At 31.5% G+C, this 20,337-nt stretch carries 14 protein-coding genes; 8 read left to right on the top strand and 6 right to left on the bottom strand.

Annotated features, from left to right (window positions below; translation table 11 throughout):
- Positions 1 to 9: 9 nt before the first annotated feature.
- Complete coding sequence (locus ACFSSE_RS00070; RefSeq protein ID WP_379044962.1) at positions 10 to 1,299, top strand: aminopeptidase P family protein; 1,290 nt, start codon at positions 10 to 12, stop codon at positions 1,297 to 1,299.
- Here the strand turns inward: ACFSSE_RS00070 and meaB are convergent.
- Positions 1,286 to 2,179 (bottom strand): methylmalonyl Co-A mutase-associated GTPase MeaB, encoded by an 894-nt coding sequence (meaB, locus tag ACFSSE_RS00065; protein ID WP_379044965.1) that lies wholly within the window; start codon positions 2,177 to 2,179, stop codon positions 1,286 to 1,288. The two genes, ACFSSE_RS00070 and meaB, sit on opposite strands and share 14 nt — an antisense overlap.
- A 44-nt stretch (positions 2,180 to 2,223) precedes the next feature.
- Here meaB and ACFSSE_RS00060 point away from each other — a divergent pair, with 44 nt between their 5' ends.
- The 3 genes from ACFSSE_RS00060 (at position 2,224) to ACFSSE_RS00050 (ending at position 6,411) form a co-directional block, all read left to right on the top strand.
- On the top strand, positions 2,224 to 3,462 hold the full coding sequence (locus ACFSSE_RS00060; protein ID WP_379100637.1) for an O-antigen ligase family protein: 1,239 nt from the start codon (positions 2,224 to 2,226) through the stop codon (positions 3,460 to 3,462).
- A 258-nt stretch (positions 3,463 to 3,720) separates the two neighbouring features.
- Complete coding sequence (locus ACFSSE_RS00055; protein ID WP_379044971.1) at positions 3,721 to 5,559, top strand: ABC transporter ATP-binding protein; 1,839 nt, start codon at positions 3,721 to 3,723, stop codon at positions 5,557 to 5,559.
- A 66-nt stretch (positions 5,560 to 5,625) separates the two neighbouring features.
- Positions 5,626 to 6,411, top strand: a complete 786-nt coding sequence (locus ACFSSE_RS00050; RefSeq protein WP_379044974.1) for a class I SAM-dependent methyltransferase — start codon at positions 5,626 to 5,628, stop codon at positions 6,409 to 6,411.
- 217 nt (positions 6,412 to 6,628) lie between these two features.
- Here ACFSSE_RS00050 and ACFSSE_RS00045 read toward each other — a convergent pair whose 3' ends face one another.
- From ACFSSE_RS00045 to porZ, 3 genes are all read right to left on the bottom strand, one after another.
- A complete protein-coding gene (locus tag ACFSSE_RS00045; protein ID WP_379044978.1) occupies positions 6,629 to 8,266 on the bottom strand; it encodes an amidase in 1,638 nt (545 codons plus the stop codon).
- 183 nt (positions 8,267 to 8,449) lie between these two features.
- Entirely contained in the window at positions 8,450 to 9,175 is a 726-nt protein-coding gene (recO, locus tag ACFSSE_RS00040; protein WP_379044981.1) for a DNA repair protein RecO, read from the bottom strand.
- Complete coding sequence (porZ, locus tag ACFSSE_RS00035; protein ID WP_379044984.1) at positions 9,175 to 11,430, bottom strand: type IX secretion system anionic LPS delivery protein PorZ; 2,256 nt, start codon at positions 11,428 to 11,430, stop codon at positions 9,175 to 9,177. The genes recO and porZ overlap by 1 nt, the downstream gene beginning before the upstream one ends.
- 77 nt (positions 11,431 to 11,507) lie before the next feature.
- Between porZ and ACFSSE_RS00030 the strand changes: the two genes are divergently transcribed.
- Positions 11,508 to 13,829 carry an efflux RND transporter permease subunit gene (locus tag ACFSSE_RS00030; RefSeq protein ID WP_379044987.1) on the top strand — a complete coding sequence of 774 codons (2,322 nt, stop codon included), beginning with the start codon at positions 11,508 to 11,510 and terminating at the stop codon, positions 13,827 to 13,829.
- On the opposite strand, the gene ACFSSE_RS00025 is transcribed toward ACFSSE_RS00030, so the two are convergent.
- Both ACFSSE_RS00025 and ACFSSE_RS00020 read right to left on the bottom strand, forming a co-directional pair.
- The gene (locus ACFSSE_RS00025) at positions 13,830 to 14,024 is read right to left on the bottom strand and encodes a hypothetical protein (protein ID WP_379100634.1); all 195 of its coding nucleotides are present in this window, start codon (positions 14,022 to 14,024) and stop codon (positions 13,830 to 13,832) included.
- Between the two features lie 212 nt (positions 14,025 to 14,236).
- Positions 14,237 to 15,532 (bottom strand): LamG-like jellyroll fold domain-containing protein, encoded by a 1,296-nt coding sequence (locus ACFSSE_RS00020; RefSeq protein WP_379044992.1) that lies wholly within the window; start codon positions 15,530 to 15,532, stop codon positions 14,237 to 14,239.
- 303 nt (positions 15,533 to 15,835) lie between these two features.
- On the opposite strand from ACFSSE_RS00020, the gene ileS reads away from it, so the two are divergent.
- From ileS to ACFSSE_RS00005, 3 genes are read left to right on the top strand one after another with little or no spacing between them, the layout of a single operon-like run.
- Complete coding sequence (gene ileS, locus ACFSSE_RS00015; RefSeq protein WP_379044997.1) at positions 15,836 to 19,273, top strand: isoleucine--tRNA ligase; 3,438 nt, start codon at positions 15,836 to 15,838, stop codon at positions 19,271 to 19,273.
- 2 nt (positions 19,274 to 19,275) lie between these two features.
- Complete coding sequence (locus ACFSSE_RS00010; RefSeq protein ID WP_379045000.1) at positions 19,276 to 19,662, top strand: TraR/DksA family transcriptional regulator; 387 nt, start codon at positions 19,276 to 19,278, stop codon at positions 19,660 to 19,662.
- Entirely contained in the window at positions 19,662 to 20,264 is a 603-nt protein-coding gene (locus ACFSSE_RS00005; RefSeq protein WP_379045003.1) for a lipoprotein signal peptidase, read from the top strand. Before ACFSSE_RS00010 ends, ACFSSE_RS00005 begins: the two co-directional genes overlap by 1 nt.
- Positions 20,265 to 20,337 lie beyond the last annotated feature (73 nt).

The following is a 20,337-nucleotide window of genomic DNA, read 5'->3' as shown; positions in this document are numbered from 1 at the left end:
AATATTTGTATGAAGTATCAAATAGTAGAACCAAAATTACACATTAAAAACAGGGCAAATTTTTCTATAAAGCTTAAAAAACATTCTTTAACCTTAATAAATGCAAATGATGAATTTCCAAGAAGTGGAGACCAGGCCTTTAACTTTAAACAGAATCCAGACTTATTTTATTTAACCGGGATTGATCAAGAGCAAACAATTTTACTGCTTTTTCCTGATTGCCCCAACCCTTTATACCGCGAAGTCCTGTTTTTAAGACAAACCAACGAACTTATTGCCGTATGGGAAGGTCATAAATACACAAAAGAAAGAGCTAAAGAAATATCTGGAATAGAAACTGTTTTATGGCTTGAAGAATTTTGGCCAATTATGTCTTCAATTGTAAATTATGCAACTACTATATATCTGAATACCAACGAAAACGACAGATATGCTCATACTGTTGCCTACAGAGATATAAGGTTTATTGAAGAGATAAAAGCCAAATATCCTTTACACCAATATGAAAGAGCTGCTGTAATTTTTAGAGGATTAAGACCTATAAAATCTGATAGTGAACTAAAATATATACAGAAAGCTTGTGATATTACCAATGACGCATTTAGAAGAATACTTAAATTTATTAAACCAGAAGTAGCAGAATATGAAATAGAAGCTGAAATTATTCATGAGTTTATTAAACAACAAGCTACTGGGCATGCTTATTCTCCTATTATTGCATCGGGCAAAAATGCTTGCATACTTCACTATAACGATAATAACCAGATTTGTAAGAATGGAGAAGTAATATTATTTGATTTTGGAGCAGAATATGGAAACTACAATGCTGATTTAAGTAGAAGTGTACCTGTAAGTGGCAAGTTTACCAAAAGACAAAAAGATGTTTATAATAGTGTACACCATGTAATGAAAGAAGCGACAAAAATGCTAGTTGCTGGAACCATTTGGAATGAATACCACGAAGAAGTGGGAAAAATAATGACTAGCGAATTAATAAAACTGAATTTATTAGATAAACATGATGTTGCCAAACAAAATCCTAATATGCCCGCATATAAAAAGTACTTTATGCATGGCACTTCGCATCATTTAGGTTTAGATGTGCATGATTTTGCAAGCAGATACGAACCATTTGCTATTGGGAACGTATTAACTTGTGAGCCAGGAATTTACATACCGGCAGAAAATTTAGGGATTAGGCTAGAGAATGATATATATATAAGTGAGAAAGGCCCAGTTGATTTAATGGAAAAAATCCCAATTGATGCTGATGAAATTGAGGAACTTATGAATGCTTAAATTTTTCTATGAATTGATACAAATTAAAATCAGCTAATTTTAAAGCTTCAGCAATATCTTGTTGGAGCTTTTCTTTTTTAATACCAGCCATTCTTTCATTTTGTATCAAATGCCAAGCTTTTTCTGATAATAAATAAGCCTTGTTTTTATTGGTGTTTAGTGTGTTTTGTTTTTTAATAAAGTCTAAAACGCTTGTTATGTTTTCACCTTTTGAAGCAACAGTTGCTATTACAGGAATTTTATACGTCTTATCATTTGTCATCTTCTTTAGTTGATTAATAAACTCATCGGCTCCTTCCCTGTCAGCTTTGTTTACCACAAATAAATCTGCAATTTCCATTAACCCAGATTTTATACTTTGTATTTCGTCGCCAGATTGAGGCACCAAAACAACTATTGATAAATCTGCTAAACCGGCAACTTCAACTTCAGATTGCCCTACACCTACTGTTTCTACAAAAATATAATCAAAATTTGATGCTCTTAAAACATCAACCATTTCAATGGTTTTAGCAGACAAGCCTCCTAAAGAACCTCGGGTACCTATTGACCGTATAAAAACATTTTTGTTAATAAAATGTTCGCTCATCCTTATTCTATCACCCAAAAGGGAACCTTTGTTAAAAGGAGAAGTAGGGTCAACAGCTAAAATGGCAACTTTATTTTTAGCAGCAACTAAGCCTAACAGTGCATTTACCAAGGTACTTTTACCTGCTCCGGGAGGGCCGGTTATACCAATTACTGGAGTTTCTCTAAAAACTAACGATTTCAGAATATCATCGGCACCTGCCAAATTATTTTCAACTACAGTTAAAGTTCTTGCTAAAGATTTCAAATCGCCAGTAATTAGTCCATTTAATAATTTTGTGTTTTGTAGCATTAATTTAACTTTACTTCGTCAGCACAGTAAAAATATAGTTTTATATGCCCAAGTTTGAACATTTTTTAAAAAATTACTTTTTTACTGAAAAAACTTTTTTTTCAATCTGTTTAATATTTGTATTTGGCTTGTTTTTCTCAAGAGCTATCCTTTCCATAAGTGCGGTCATACTTTTTATATTTTCTATAACTCAATATTTTTTAAATCCCACAAAAATCAAAATAAGGGCTGTCTATTTTCTTTTCCCTTTGCTTTATTTAGCTTATATTATTAGTGGTTTTTATACCGATGATTTTTCACAATGGAGAGTACATCTAATTAAAAATAGCGTCTTTTTAATTATTCCAATAGCGTTTTTATTTTCAAAAGAGATAAATACTAAGGCCTTAAACCAACTTGCCTTATGGTTTATTATCTGCTGCTTTGTCTGTTTAAATGTAAATACAATTGAGGTTCTCCTAAACTACGATCAATTTTTAATTGATGTAAAAGACAGTAAAAACATAGAAGCTATAATAGGCCCAAAACATACAGAATTAGGTTTACTGATTGTAATATCCTTTGTGTTATTATTCTACCTTTATTGTATAGAAAAGATTAAAAGAAATAGACTTATTTTCTTGTTTTTGATGTTTATCATATTCTTTGAAATTCATTTAATAGCTTATAGATTCTCCATCTTAAATATTTATTTACTCATTATCATATACTGTTTCAAAGAATTTTTTATTCGCAAAAAGTTTAAATATTTCCTTGGTATTTTGGTGTTGATAGGAGTAATTATTTTAGGAATTAACACCATACCATCGGTAGAAAAAAGATTGCAAAATTCTATTATAGACTTAAAAAGCATTACTGAAAATGAAAACCCAAATTATCAATCGGTAGGGCAAAGATGGGCAGCTGTAAAATGTGCTTTTGAAGTTATAAAAGCGCATCCAATTTTAGGCGTTAGCCCAGCAGACGCAAAGTTTGAAATGCAAAAACAATATGAAAAGAATTCTTATTTGCTAATTCCAGAAAATAGAATTTTTATACACAACCAGTTTATTTACCTGGTATTAAGTTTTGGTATTCCTTTTAGCTTATTATTTATTTTATTTTTAACCTTAGAGATTTATAAAAAAATCAAAACAAACGCATTATTTATTTGGCTTATCATTCCTTTTGTTTTTCACATGATGTTAGAAAACACATTAGAAAGACAAATTACCATTAACACTTTTGTTTTTTTATTTTTCATGGTGAATGCCATTAAGCAAAAACCTCATCAATTAATTTAAAGACGAATAATCTATAAAAAATTTAAAAGGCTACTAAAGTAAACATGATTGTTAAAACAGTAAAAAACAGATTTTCTTACCGCTAACACTCCATAAATATTTAGAAAGGTTTTTAGGTAAATAAAACTACTATTATTTTTTGGGCTAAAACATCAACAACAATCTTTCATTCAAAAAAGACAAATTAGTAAAACTCAATTTTATTAAAAAATTCTTGTTTAATTGATTTAACATATATTTGATGTTTTATAATTTAAGATGAAAACCTATTTCAGATTACTTTCTTTTGCAAAACCAATAGGTAGGTTTGCTACCCCCTATTTTATATTCACGCTGTTATATGCAATTTTCAATACAGTAGTATTTTCTTTATTGATGCCAATTTTGGATGTGTTATTTAAACAACAGCCAGATAAAGTTGCGGAGAACTCCGATAATGTTCTTGAGTTTAACTGGTCTCTTGAATATTTTCCAGATCTTTTTAATTATCATGTAAATGAATATATAATTACAAATGGACCGAAAGGCGCATTAATGTTTGTAGCAGTTTCTTTAATTATTTGTATGTTTTTGAGTAATATTTTCAGGTATCTTTCTCAAAGAATTATGGAAAATCTGAGGATTTACACGCTTTATAATCTTAGAAAATCGGTGTTTGAATCTGTCACGCGTTTACATTTACATTTCTTTAATAGCGAGAGAAAAGGAGATATCATTTCAAAAATAACTTCAGACGTTCAGGTGGTTCAGTTTTCGGTGACCAACACTTTACAAGTAATCATTAGAGAGCCTTTATTAATTATTGGTTATCTATATTTATTGTTTAGTATATCTGCACAGCTTACTTTATTTACGCTTTTATTATTACCTGTAACTGGTTTTGTAATTGGCCGCATTGTAAAGAGTTTAAAAGCGCAGGCAACTGCTTCGCAAACATCTTTTGGCGTAATGGTTAGTTATGTTGATGAAGCCATTAGCGGAATGCGTATTGTAAAAGCATTTAATGCCTTACCTTATATTCAAAATAAATTTAATACAGAAAACCTCAATTACTCTAATATTAATAGAGCAATGGCTCGCAGACAACAGTTAGCTTCGCCCACATCTGAATTTTTAGGAGTTTTAACCTTATCTGGTATTTTAATTTATGGTGGTTCTTTAGTTTTAGATAAAAATGCAAGTATAACCGCAGCCGGATTTATCACATATATTGGTGCATTTTCTCAATTATTACGCCCTGCTAAAGCTATTTCAGATTCTTTTAGTAATATAAACCAAGGGCTTGCAGCTGGTGACAGGGTTTTAAGTTTAATTGATACTCCCTCACAAATTAATGATAGCAAAAACCCATCAAAAGTTGCTGCTTTTAAACATGAAATTACTTTCAAAAATGTAGATTTTTTTTATGGTGAAAAACAGATTTTAAACTCGTTAAACCTAACCTTACCAAAAGGAAAAACAATTGCTTTGGTTGGTCCATCTGGTGGAGGAAAATCAACTTTATTAGATTTAATCCCAAGATTTTCTGACCCTGCCTCAGGATCTATATTTTTAGACGATGTTGATATCAAAACAATATCTCAGCAATCTTTAAGAGATTTAATGGGAATTGTTAACCAAGAATCTATTCTTTTTAACGATACCATTTATAATAATATAGTTTTTGGAAGAGAAGGCTTTAGCCAAACTGATGTGGAAGCTGCTGCGAAAATTGCCAATGCACATGAATTTATAGTTAAATCTGATGAAGGTTACGAAACTAACATTGGAGACAGAGGGATTAAATTATCGGGCGGACAAAAACAAAGAATTTGTATAGCAAGAGCCGTTTTAGGCAATCCTCCTATTATGCTTTTAGACGAAGCAACATCTGCATTAGATACCGAATCTGAAAAATTAGTGCAAGAAGCTATTGATCATTTAATGGAAAACCGCACAACCATTGTTATTGCACACCGGTTAAGTACCATTAAAAATGCTGATTTAATTGTAGTTTTAGAAAATGGCAGTATTGTAGAAACAGGAAAACATCAAGAATTAGTTGAAAAAGGCGGTTTGTACCAAAAACTGATTTCTATGCAGAGTTTTGAAAAGTAATAAATCTATAAGTAAACCTTTTTTAGATTTATAATATTTTTAAGTAAAAGTTTACCTTAGACGAATATGAAAAACGAATTTAAGATTAAAAGCATTTGGAAAGAAAGAGGATTTAGTTTTTTAATTAAAACAATTTACTATAGGGTATTCAGAAAGCAAATAAAGAATATCAATTATTTAACAAACTTGTTTAGTTCAAAGTCTGGTTTAGAAGTTGGAGGACCTAGTCGTACTTTTCAAGATAAAAGGTTTATCCCTATATATGGATTTTTAGAGAATTTGGATGGATGTAATTTTTCAAACAAAACAATTTGGGAAGGGGAAATCAAGAATGGAATGCAGTATAATTATTATAGGAATAAGACTGGATTTCAATATATTTCTGAAGCAACAGACTTGAGTTTGGTTGAAAGTTCAAAATATGATTTTATAATTTCTTGTAATTGTTTAGAGCATGTTGCAAATCCTTTTAAAGCATTAGAGGAGTGGCTGAGAGTAGTTAAAAGTGGAGGATTAATACTTATTTTATTACCAAATAAAAAGCATTGTTTTGACCATAAAAGACCCGTTACAGAGTTTGCTCATTTAATGGAGGATTTTAAAAATAACACAACAGAAGATGATTTGACGCATTTGGATGAAATTTTAGAGCTACACGATTTAGAAATGGATAAACCAGCTGGAAATTTAGAGCAATTTAAGAAAAGATCAATGAGCAATTTTGAAAACAGGGCACTTCATCACCACGTTTTTAGTATTAATCTCCTAAAAGAAATATTTAGTTACTTTAAAATAGATGTTCTTTTAACTGATGAAGAACAAGATCTTGTTATTTTGGGTAGGAAATTTTAATTTCAAATCTCGTTAAATATTGCACTAAATATGACTTAATGGACAAAAAGCCGTTTATTTATTTTGAGGTGTTTGAGCTTTAGGCTGTAGGTTAAATAGAGTATGCTGAATTAGGAAATTTCAAGAATAGGCGATAAAAGAATATTCTTGATCTTCGCTTAAAAATAAGTTTAAGAAAAGCTGTTTAAAAATACTGTCTGATTTAAATTTTATTTAACTATTTAAACTTAGGAATTGCACTAACTATAAACTTTGGCGCTTTTCTATGCAGCGTATTTTGTTCAAAAGCATAAGCAATTTTAATTATTTCTTCTTCCTGATAGGCATCGGCAATAAAAGAAATCCCAACCGGTAATTCATGTAACATGCCCATAGGTAAAGTAATATGGGGATAACCTGCTGTGGCTGCTGGTCCAGAAAAAGAAAAACCCGTACCATAATCGCCATTGATAACATCTATACATCCCGATGCTCCATTTGAAATACCACATATAGCATCTAAGTTATTTTCTTTTAGCATATCAGAGATTATCTTTCTTGACATTGTAGATTTTTCCACAGCTTCTAGGTAAGTTTTATCTGCTAAATCACCTTTTAAGTTGCTGCTAATTAAAGTTTCTTGTTTAAAATAAGGCATTGCCGTTTCCTTGTGCTCATTATTAAAAGCAATAACATCTGCCAAGGTTTTAACTTTTGCGTTGGCTTTTGCCAAATAATTATTTACCCCGTCTTTAAATTCGTATTGTAAAACCTCAAACTCACTATCGCCCGTGGCAGCATTAATTTTACTATTTAAATCTACTTCTACAATGGTAGCTCCAAGTTCTTTTATTTTCTCTAAGGCTTCTTTAAATATGGCAATAACATCTTCATTCCTTCTTTTGAAAAAGGATTTTTCTACACCAATTCTTCTCCCTTTTAAACCATCTTTAGATAAATTTAAGGTATAATCTGTTTTAACTTTTCCTTTACTTTCTAAAGTGATAGCGTCTTGAGCATCAACACCGGCCAAAATCCCTAAAAATATAGCCGCATCTTTTACGGTGCGTCCCATTGGCCCTGCTGTATCTTGTGTTGCCGAAATTGGAATAATTCCACTTCTGCTTAATAAACCTACTGTTGGTTTTATACCTACTAAACCGTTTATAGAAGAAGGTGAGATAATAGAACCATCGGTTTCTGTACCTATTCCTATTGCACAAAAATTTGCTGCTACTGCCGCTCCTGTTCCTGCGCTTGAACCAGATGGATTTCTATCTAAAATATAAGGCATACGTGTTTGGCCTCCGCGGCTACTCCAGCCACTTGTACTTCTTGTTGATCTAAAATTTGCCCATTCGCTTAAGTTAGTTTTACCTAATAAAACTGCACCTGCTTCGCGTAATTTTTCAACTATAAAAGCATCCTCTTTAGCATAATTACCTATTAATGCAGTTGCGCCAGCTGTGGTCATCATTTTATCGGCAGTATCAATATTGTCTTTAATTAATACAGGAATGCCATGCATTTTACTTCTTATTTTTCCGCTCTTGCGTTCCATATCCATTTTTTCGGCAATGGCTAAAGCGTCAGGGTTTATTTCAATAACCGCATTTATAGCTGGGCCTTTTTTATCAAACGCATTAATTCTATCTAAATACAACTTCGTAACGGCTTTAGAAGTGGTTTTGCCGCTCTTCATCATTTCTTGCAATTGGTCAATTGTAATTTCATTAAATAAAAAATTATCATCTAAATAAAACGCTTGATTATTTTGCTTTTCGTTATCAGAAACTAAACTTAGAGGTTTAGCAGCTAAAGATGTTGCTGCTAAAGTGGCAACCGAGGTATTTATTAAAAATTTTCTTCTGTCCATTGCTTTATATTTAAAAAAACAATTTAACAGAAAATTACGGTTTAAATGCTTTGTAATAAGAATTTTAGACTTTACTCAAAAAATGCTTAAGAATTTTTAGAAAGTGAAGTAATTTTTAGCTTTTAAGATTCAAAAACAGAATAAATTACTGAGATAGATAAATATTACTAATTAAAACATTAGCTAACTCAAAACTTCTTTTAAAATTTCATGAGATTTTACCTGCCCAAAATCTTCGATATGCAAACTATAAAATTGAATAATTTTTTGGAGTAATACTTTTCTTAAAGCAGCCCCAATTTTCAACTTATTAAAGTTTTCTATTGAACTTGTAAATAATTTGAGCCAGTTTTCTTTTAATTCTTCTTCAATAAAATAAATATGTGGAGGTTGGTTGGCTACAAACACTCCGTCCTTTAAATCAAAAAACTTAAACTTTTCTGCTTGGTTTAAATCGGGGTAAAACCCCAAAAAACGACTAAGTTTTAACAAAAAAACCAAATGAAAATTTGCTACACCTTCTTCTGTTTGGTCTAAAAGCTCAATACTTTTTGCAATAAATTCAAACATCACCTCATCTTCATGCTGTTGTTTAATAGACTTATAAATCATCTCGTTTAAGAAAATTACAATACTACTTTTAACAATATCATAAGGAATGTTTTGCAAAACAGGGAAACTGCGGGCGTTAGAAACTCTTTGCATATTTCCGTTGGGTTTGTGGTAAACCACCAAATCTAACAGGTGCATGGGCTGCAACATGTTTAACGGAATTTTTGCTTTTGGTTTTTTTACCCCATTTATTAAATAAGATTGTAAGCCAAATTTTTGGGTGTAAATTTTTGCTACCACACTGGTTTCGGCAAAATTAGTGGTTTTTAAAACTATCCCTTTTGTTTTATGCAGCATTACCTCACAATTAAAATTTTGCCCACTGCAGTGTCAGTTCCATCATTATTTACTACTAAAACCAAATAAACACCAGAAGCAGCCTCTTGCTGATTAAAATTTTTGCCATTCCATGTTGCTTGTCCGCCGTTTGCTCTTGTCTCGTAAACCAAAGTTCCGCTTATGTCTGTAATTTTTACATAAGCATTTTGTGACAAGCCTTTTATACCTATGTTTCCATTAAACCCTGGCCTAACTGGGTTTGGATAAACAATTACTTTATCCATTTTTTGTACCGGTTCCGTTGCATCACCTTTGTAAGAAATAATGCCGCTAGCTGTTCCAAAAAAAACTTCTCCGTTAACATCATCAATTGTAATACTAATTACACTATTATTTAAAAGCGGACTATTTCCAGTATTAAAATATTGAATTTGTTGAGTGCCCGCACTGTTGAAAAGCCAAACACCGTTATCTGAGCCAATCCATTTTCTATTTGCACCATCAACAGCAATACATTTAATGTTTTGGTCGGCTAATAAAGGCTTTAGAAATCCATTTTCTATTAAATTAGGAATTTCAACATTTGCTCCAGAAAACAAATCTGAAGCATTAAAAACCGCTGCAACACCTTGGTTAGTCCCTATCCAAATAGCCCCATCTTTATCAAGTGTTAAAGCATTTACATTTGAACCCGGTAATGCGCCATTATTTGATGAAAAACCTATTTTTCTTGTTTTTGAACCATCAAAAATCAATAAACCTTCGCTTCTAAGCATTAACCATTTATTATCAGAACCATCAATCAATAAACCTGTAATACTAGTTACAGGGTTTGGCAAATCAGCTGGAAAATCATAAGCAGTCCAGCTACCGTCGTTTTTTTTAACAGATAAAGGTTTATTTACGCCATACTGCGTAACACAAAGATTTTTTTTACTATCAAAAGCTACTCCATTTACCCTAATATTTGTTGGGTCGCCAATGGTTAATTGCAAACTACTATTGTTTTGATCAAAAGCTTTTAAAATCCCGTTTGCATCAAAAGCTAAAAGCCCATTAACATAAGACGCTAAATAAATAGTATTTTCTGATGAACTATAAGTTGTAGCAACAATATCTTTAATACCGTTAAAAATATTACTATTCTTTTCACTATAACCTTGCCATTCATTCTGAGAAAAAACAGAAAAACCATCATTAAAAAAGGCTGGTGCAAAAGCTTGTGTAATAGCACCCGGCGCTAAATAAATTTTATTGTTTATATAATTTAACTGGCTCACATTTAAAGTATTTGGGCCATTGGGCAATAAATAGTTAAAAGTTGTCCCTTCTTTTGTAAGCAAAACGCCTTTTTCAGCATCAGCTAAATAAATGTTATTATTAGCGTCTATAATTGCAGCATTTAAGGCATTAAATTTACTTGAATTTTGAATGTTTTTAATAATCGCTTCTTGCTGATTATAGCTAATAACTCTAAAAGTAGAAATGCTTAATAACTGGTTATTACTCACACTAAGACTATTTACATTAGGCCTAAAAATTTGAGTAGGCACCCAAGTATTGTCTTTGTATCTAAAAATCGCATCATCAAATAAAGCGTAAAAATAACCGTTAAAAGGAACTAAAGAAGCTGGATTGGAACTTGGGTAATTTTGTTGAATGCCATGTTTTTTCCATGTATTAGCATCTGCAATTAATGGGTTTTGTAAATTGGTTTCATAAATACCGTTTGCAGTAGCTGCCAAAATTTGATTCCCAATAATTGCGGTTTCAAAAACGGCCAAATTAGTACCGCCTACACCTAAAAAATAAGTGTCTTTTACTTCTCGTTTTAATAAATCGTAAATTACAATACCAAAACCACAACTTAAATAGGCGTTGGCACTGCTAAAAGTTATGGCATTAATACTTTTATCGCCTAAGCCACTTTTTTCAAAAATCTCTGGCAAAGCATATATTTTTTCGCCAGCTAGTAAATCTATTTTTGAGTTTTTATAGGCAATTAATAGTTGTTTAGTTTGCGTATCCCAAGCAATTTTTTTGGTATTGATATCTGCTAAACCATTAATAGTAGAAAATTTATTTATTTCTCCATTTTGTGCATCTACAGTGAATAAACCCCCAGTTGTTGCGCAAAATATTTTTTCTTCTGATACAGCTATAGAAACTACATTATTAAATGGCAAGTGCGTTCTCCACCGCCCTAAAGCTACTTCTTGCGCATTTGCCCAATTATAAAAGAATAATAAAAGAAATAATAAAAGCCTGTTCATCTAAAAAAATGTAAAATACGTATTTCTGAACATATTGGAATTTAATTTATATAGTTTTACTCACAAAAAAAATTATAATGATTTGGAATAAACTCTCCTACTTTATCATTAACAATCGCAAAAGTTTACTTTTTATATTTGTTGTAATCACTCTGTTATTTTTTTGGAAGGCCCGTGAAATTAAGATAGCTTTTAACCCCGGAAAAATTTTACCAAGTACAGATTCTACTTACATAAAATACCAAAACTTTAGGCAAAAGTTTGGCGATGATGGAAATGTGATGGTCTTAGGAGTTCAGAATAACAACTTATTTCATCAACAGTTTTATCAGAATTGGCAAAAACTACATATCAAAATTGAGCAAACAAAAGGTGTTAAACAAGTTTTAAGCATTTCCAATTTTGTTTCTTTACAAAAAGACACTATTAATAAACGCTTCAATTTAATAAAACCAGACACTAAAATTGCCTTAATACCAATTTACTTAGATAGTATTGCTAAAACACTTTACAAATTACCTTTTTATAAAAATATTTTATTTAACGACAACAAAACTGCCACCATAATGGCAATTACTTTAGATAGCAATGTTTTAAAAAGCGCAAAAAAAATAGCCCTAATTAAAGCGATTGAAAAAAACGTAAATAACTTTGAAAAAGCACAAAATACAGAAGTACATATTTCTGGTTTGGCGTATATTAAAACTGTTTTAAGCGAGTTGGTAGCAAAAGAGTTTGCTCTTTTTTTAGCCTTAACCATTCTTATATCTGGCTGTTTTTTAGCTATATTTTTCAAAAGCTTTTCATCTGTATTTTACCCCATAATTTTAGTGATTTGCGGGGTAATTTGGAGTGTAGCTTTTATGGTGATTTTTGACTTTAACATTACCTTGCTCACCGGTGTTATTGCCCCATTAATGGTGATAATTGGAATCCCAAACAGTATTTTAATCATCAATAAATACCAATTTGAATATCAAATTCATCAAAATAAAAAAACTGCGCTTTTATTAACCATAGAAAAAATTGGTGCAACTATATTTATTGCCAATTTAACCACCGCTATTGGTTTTGCGGTTTTATACTTTACCAATAGTAATGTTTTACAAGAATTTGGAATAACGGCCGCTATTGGGGTAATGTTTACTTGGTTAATTTGTTTGATAATTTTACCTATTATTTTCTCTTTTTTAGCTCCGCCAGTTATCAAAGAACACCAACCTTTAGTAGAAAAGAAATGGATTACTCTATTTTTAGAGTGGGTAGAAAAATTAGTGATTTACAAACTAAAAGCTATTTACGTTACTACATTATTACTTATCATTATTGCTGTTTTAGGCGTTTACCAAATTAAAACAAATGGTTTTGTAGTTGATGATTTGCCAAAAAGCAATGCAGTTTATCAAGATTTAAAATTTTTTGAAGATAAATTTAACGGTGTTTTACCGCTGGAGTTAGAGATTTCAAATCGTAAAAAAAACAACATTATTAAATTAAGTACTTTAAATAAAATAGACGATTTAGAGCGTTTATTAAAGGAATACCCTGCATTTGGCAAAGCTATTTCTCTAAATAACGCCGTTAAATATGCCACTCAAACTTTTTACAACGGAAATCCTAATTATTACAGAACACCCAATCAGTTTGAAGGTAGTTTTATATTAGAATATGTAAGCAATTCTGGCAAAGGCACTAACATGACTAAAAGTTTTGTTGATAGTGCTAAATCAAGCACAAGATTTACTATACAAATGAAAGACATAGGTTCTGAAAATGTTAATAATTTGATTGCCAAATTAAAGCCCAGAGTTGATTCTGTTTTTAACCCAAAAATATATGATGTAATACTAACTGGACCAGTAATAATGTACGTAGAAGGCACAAATTATTTGGTTAAAAACTTAAAACAGAGCTTAATTTTAGCAATATTTTTAATCTCCTTAGTTATGTGGTTTTTATTTAGAAGTATTAAAATGGTTTTAATTTCTTTAATACCTAATTTAATTCCCTTACTAATTACAGCTGGTGTAATGGGTTTTATTGGTTTAGCTTTAAAGCCATCAACCGTATTAATTTTCAGTATTGCTTTAGGAATAGCATCAGACCAAACCATTTATTTTTTAACGCGTTACCAACAAGAATTAAAGGCCGGCAATTTTAATATTTTAACCATTATAAAAAACACCATTAAAGAAACTGGGTTTAGTATGATTTATACTTCAATAATATTGTTTTTTGGTTTTGGTGTATTTATGTTCTCAACATTTGGAGGCACTGTTGCCTTAGGAGGATTGTTAGCGATAACCTTGTTAACTTCAATGTTGTTTAACTTGATATTTTTACCCGCTTTACTCATTAGTGTGTACTTAAAAAAAGACATAGAGCCTGTTAAAATTTAACTAGCTCCTTTTCTTTTCTCCATATCGTTTAAACATAAATAATATGTAAAATACAATTGCTACTGATAAAATCATCATTCCTAATCCTAACAAGTACTTCCCATAATTATCATTGTAAAAATATAAAGCCACTCCGGCTGCAATAACAATAACTCCAATTTTAAAAATTGGAATAGATTTCCTTAACATTAACATAAATCCTCCTTTTTATAATTTAATAGCAAATATGTTTCCAACTATTTAAAGCACCTACAAATATATGCAGGTGCTTATGGCATCGCTATAATTAATAATGCTTTATTTTTATCCTAATTCAAAGTCTCGCTTTCTATCAAGCGTTATTTAAAGCATAATAACCTTTTTGAAAGAGTTTTATTCTCGAAAGTTGTCAATACTAATCTGTCCTTTTACAAGTCAGTTCTCAAAACTTTCAGAGTTTTCACCTTTCCATCGCCTGTTAAATTCACAAAGTATATTCCGTTTGTAAAACGAGAAATATCAAATTTTAACAATTTTGTTTCTTTTTTTATCTCTATAGTTTCTAATATATTTCCTTTAACATCTGTTAAGCTAACTTTTGTAAAATCAGAATTATTTAAAAATAAATTAACAAAATCAGTTGTAGGGTTTGGGTAAACTTTTATGCTTTCTTCAAATACCGATTTGACACTTTTAGTTGAAAGAATACTTTTATCACCATTTAAATCATATTGAACCAATTGATAATAGCTGATTCCGTTATATGGATTTCTATCTGTAACGCTGTATATCTTAGATGAATTCACAGAACTTAAAAACTTAAAATTTTTACCATCATCAGATTTTAAAATTTCAAAATGGCTATTTTCTTTTTCAGAGGCAGTTTTCCAAGTTATAACCACTTCTCCGTTTGTACTTTGTAACAAGTCAAATTTCACAAGTTCAACAGGTAAAACTGGGTTAGTTACAATTCCTGTCTGGTTAATTACCGGATCTGATGTTTCTATGGAACTTGTGCTTCCTAATACGCTATTTAAGTTGCTTGGACTGCTATCTAAAACTATCTGTCCTGAAGTTTCATTCAATTTATGATAAAGTATAAGCCCGGTTTCAGCACCAGTTAACTCTGTGTCTTTATTGCTTGAAATGTTTGTTACCGTTCTGGCTGTGTTCCAAATCCTGATTTCATCCATTGCACCAGTTAGACTCTTAAATAGTACTGTATATGAATTGGGAGTTTGCACTTTACCAAACTCAAAATAGGTAGCCCCTAAACTTGCATAATCAAAAGTTGACGGACTAACTTCCTGATCTGCTAACGAGCCTACATTTATTCCATTTAAATAAAAAGACCAGATTCCATTGTTAAAAACATATGCGAAATGGTTCCATGTATTGGTTACTATGGAACTACTTATATCATTGGACTGAGTGAAGCTACCGTAATCCGTACTCAAAGACACCGCCATTTTACCCTGCAAAAAGCTAAACCCTCCTGCATTTGCAGGTAAACTCGGTACCGTTATATTGATAAAAGATTGATTATCTAAAGAACTCATTTTCGCCCAAAACTCCACAGTTAATCCGTTTAAATTGGATATCTTATTTTTAAGATCTGAACTTGTTATGGATGTATTGTTTGCTCCGTTAAAGGTATAACCGATTTGAGCAAAGCCATTAAAACTAATTGATATTAGAATAATTGCAAGTAGGTGTTTTTTCATATTCATACTAAGATTTTTAATTTTTAAAATACTTTCTTGCTATTACGGAAAGAGCAATTAAATGGTTCTAAAATTTTTAAAAATTAGTTATCCATTCAGCAAATTTTCATGCTTCGCTAAAAACATGATGAGAAATCCTAAAAATTAATCTTATTAAAAACCTGTTGTACCTTAACACAATACTTAAGTCAACTATTAACCCGTTTAATATGTTTAAAATTTAACATTGCAAATGCTTAAAAATAGCTTATTTATCAAACGATTTCGTAAATTTGCAACCTTAAATTTTGGAGATCGCTAAAGATGTATAAGGAATATAAACAATTAAATTTATCACAAATAGGGAAAGACGTTTTAGAGAGTTGGAAAGCGAATGATATTTTCGAAAAAAGCATTCAAAACAGACCAGCATCTAAACCATATACTTTTTTTGAAGGACCACCATCTGCAAACGGAATGCCCGGCATTCACCATGTGATGGCTAGGTCTATAAAGGATATTTTTTGTAGATATAAAACATTAAAAGGTTTTCAAGTTAAACGTAAAGGTGGATGGGATACGCATGGTTTACCAATTGAATTGGCTGTAGAAAAATCATTAGGCATCACAAAAGAAGACATCGGTAAAAAAATATCAGTAAAAGAATATAATGACGCTTGCCGCAAAGAGGTAATGCGTTATACTGATGTTTGGAACGATTTAACAGAAAAAATGGGCTATTGGGTTGATTTAGAAGACCCATACATCACTTATAAAAATGATTACATTGAATCACTTTGGTGGATTTTAAAACAATTACACCAAAAAGGATTTTTATATAAAGGCTACACGGTACAACCTTATTCGCCTGCCGCAGGTACAGGTTTAAGTTCTCATGAGTTAAACCAACCAGGTACTTACCGAGATGTTAAAGACACTTCTATTGTTGCGCAGTTTAAGGTAAAAAACAATCAAGTGCACCCTTTAACAAATGTGTTATTTGATACTCCGGATGAAAATACCAGCATTATCGCTTGGACAACAACTCCGTGGACATTGCCATCAAACTGTGCTTTAGCCGTTGGCGAAAAAATAGACTATGTAAAGGTAAGGACCTTTAATCAATACACTTTTTTACCTATAAGCGTAATTTTAGCTAAAGATTTATTGGCTAAACATTTTAAAGCCGAAGGTAAAGATGCCTCTTTTCAAGATTACAAAGGCGGAGATAAAGTAATTCCGTGGGAAGTTGCTGCCGAGTTTAAAGGTGTTGAATTGTTAGGGTTACGTTACGAGCAATTAATGCCTTATGTAAGCAACGAAGAATTAGAAAAAGATGCTTTTATAGTTATTGCTGGCGATTTTGTAACCACAGAAGACGGTACTGGTGTAGTACATACTGCATCTGTTTTTGGTGCTGATGACTTTAGAGTTACCAAAGAAGCAGGTGTGCCATCGGTAATGGTTAAAGACGAAAACGGAAACGAATTTCCTTTAGTTAACAAGCAAGGTAAATTTGTTGATGAAGTAACCGACTTTGCTGGCCGTTATGTAAAAGAAGAATATTACAGCGATGAAGAACGCAAAGAAGCTGATTTTAAACCTACTGATGTTTTAATTGCCATTAAACTGAAAGAGGAAAACAAAGCTTTTGATGTTAAAAAATACGAACACAGCTACCCACATTGCTGGCGTACAGATAAACCAATTTTATATTATCCTTTAGATAGTTGGTTTATTAAAACAACTGCTGTTAAAGATAAATTGGTTGCATTAAACAAAACCATTAATTGGAAACCAGAAAGCACAGGAACTGGGCGTTTTGGTAACTGGTTAGAAAATTTAGTGGATTGGAATCTTTCTCGTTCAAGATATTGGGGAACGCCTTTGCCAATTTGGAGAACTGAAGATGGAGCCGAAGAGAAATGTATAGGTTCTGTACAAGAACTTAAAGACGAAATATCAGCTGTTTTAGATAGCGATATTTTAACTACTGATGAAGCTTTAAAAAACAATACATACTTGCAATCTATTGGAGGTGGGGAATTTGATTTGCACCGCCCTTATGTTGATGATTTGGTTTTAGTATCTGCCAAAGGCAAAAAAATGTTCCGCGAATTAGACCTTATTGATGTTTGGTTTGATAGTGGTGCAATGCCTTACGCACAATGGCATTATCCTTTTGAAAATAAGGAAGAATTTGAAGCTGCCTACCCAGCAGATTTTATTGCCGAAGGAGTTGACCAAACCCGTGGTTGGTTTTTTACTTTACATGCTATTGCAACCATGTTGAGCGAAACTAGCGACGAAATAAAAGAAGTTAACGAGAAAAACCATAATAAAGGAATTGCATTTAAAAATGTAATATCTAACGGATTGGTGCTAGATAAAAACGGCAACAAAATGTCTAAACGTTTAGGCAACGCAGTTGATCCATTTAGCACTATAGAAACTTACAGTGCTGATGCTACCCGTTGGTATATGATTTCAAACGCATCGCCATGGGATAACCTAAAGTTTAACATTGAAGGTATTGACGAGGTTAGACGTAAGTTTTTTGGAACACTTTATAACACTTATGCTTTCTTTATTTTGTATGCTAACATTGATAAATTTAGCTATGCAGAACCAGAAATTGATTTAGAAAACAGACCAGAAATTGACCAATGGGTGATTTCTTTATTAAACACTTTAACCAAAGAGGTTGACGAGTTTTATAATGATTTTGAGCCTACAAAAGCTGCTCGTTCTATCCAAAATTTTGTTGATGAGCATTTAAGCAATTGGTTTGTACGTTTAAGTCGTCGTCGTTTTTGGAAAGGTGATTATACTGAAGATAAGATTTCTGCATACCAGACATTATATACTTGTTTAATTACCATTAGTAAGTTAATGTCGCCAATTGCACCTTTCTTTTCTGATAATTTATATAACGATTTAAATGCCGTTACTAAAAAAGAAAATTGCGAATCGGTTCATTTGGCAAACTTTCCTGCTTACAATAATAGTTTGGTAAATAAAGATTTAGAAGAAAGAATGGCTTTGGCTCAAGATATTTCTTCGATGATACTTTCTTTACGTAAAAAAGTAGGTATAAACGTTCGTCAGCCTTTGGCTAAAATTTTATTGCCCGTATTAGATAAAGATTTTGAAAGTAAAGTAGAAAACGTAAAAGAACTTATTTTATCAGAAACCAATATCAAAGAAATTGAGTATATTACTGATACAGCCGGAATAATTAAAAAGAAAATCAAACCTAACTTCAAATCTTTAGGAAAAAAATTAGGAAAGGATATGAAAGTGATTGGTGGTATGATTAATGCTTTCACGGATGCTGATATCATTGCTTTTGAAGAAAAAGGATTTGCTGACTTAAATGCAGAGAATACTGTTTATACTATTTTACCAGAAGATGTTGAAATTATTGCCGAGGATGTGCCAGGATGGCAAGTAACTAATTTGGGCAAATTAACAGTTGCGTTAGATGTGAATATCAGCGAAAGCTTAAAAGAAGAAGGCATTGCCCGTGAGGTGGTAAACAGAATACAAAATTTAAGAAAAGATTTAGGCTTTGAAGTAACGGATAAAATACAAGTTACCTTACAGTATAATAGCTTAATTGCCAACGCTGTGGATAATAATTTATCTTATATTTGCGCCGAGATATTAGCTACTTCTTTAACTTTAAGTAAAAACTTAATTGAAGGGCAAAAAATAGAAATAGAAGAAACAGAATTATTGATATTGATTACGAAGGACTAATTATGGAAAACAAAACCGCAAAAAACCGTTACTCAGACGCTGACTTATTAGATTTTAAAGCGTTAATTACTGATAAATTAACAAGTGCTAAAGACGAACTTTATAGCCTAACCAGTTCATTAAGCAATCCTAACAAAAACGGAACTGATGATACTGCTGGTACTTATAAAACTTTAGAAGATGGTTCTGCAACTTTGGAAAAAGAGCAAATTAATCAATTAGCTTCTCGTCAGAAAAAATTTATTGAAAACTTAGAAGCTGCCTTGGTACGTATAGAAAATAAAACTTATGGTATTTGCAGGGAAACTGGGAATTTAATTCAGAAAGAACGCTTAATGGCTGTACCACATGCAACACTAAGTATGGAGGCTAAATTAAAACAAAATTAATGAAGGGTTACACAAAGCCACTTATTGCCATATTTTTTATATTAATTGCTGATCAGGTTTTAAAAACTTGGGTAAAAACTAATATGTTTATTGGGCAAGAGTTTCATTTAATTAAAAATTTTGCCATTATCCACTTTACAGAGAATAATGGGATGGCCTTTGGGATGGAATTTGGTGGCGAAGCCGGAAAATTAGCACTCTCTTTATTCAGGATTGTAGCAGTTGCGGGCATTGGATATGGTTTACACCATTTAATTAAGCATAAATACCACCGTGGTTTAATTTTAAACGTTTCGCTTATTTTCGCAGGCGCATTAGGAAACATTATTGATTCTGTTTTTTACGGCATAATTTATAATTACGAAAAACTTTTCCACGGCAGAGTGGTTGATATGTTTTACTTCCCAATATTACAAGGTAACTTCCCGCAATGGTTTCCTATTTGGGCTGGAGAAGAATTTATTTTCTTTAGGCCGGTATTTAACATTGCAGATTCTGCAATATCTGTAGGTGTGATAATGATTTTAATATACCAAAAAGTATATTTTAAAGAAGAAATAGTGGAGCAACCCTCGCTTAACAGTGAGATTGTTGAAGATTAAATTTTTTACCATATCTGTCCGAACAATTTCCGATTTCGTAAAACGGAATTATTAACTAATTGATTTACAGTTA

Source organism: Pedobacter alpinus (assembly GCF_042684645.1).
In the GTDB taxonomy this organism is placed as follows: Bacteria; Bacteroidota; Bacteroidia; order Sphingobacteriales; family Sphingobacteriaceae; genus Pseudopedobacter; species Pseudopedobacter alpinus.
The sequence above is the reverse complement of the archived record's forward strand: the minus strand, read 5'-3'. Positions and strand labels throughout refer to the sequence as shown.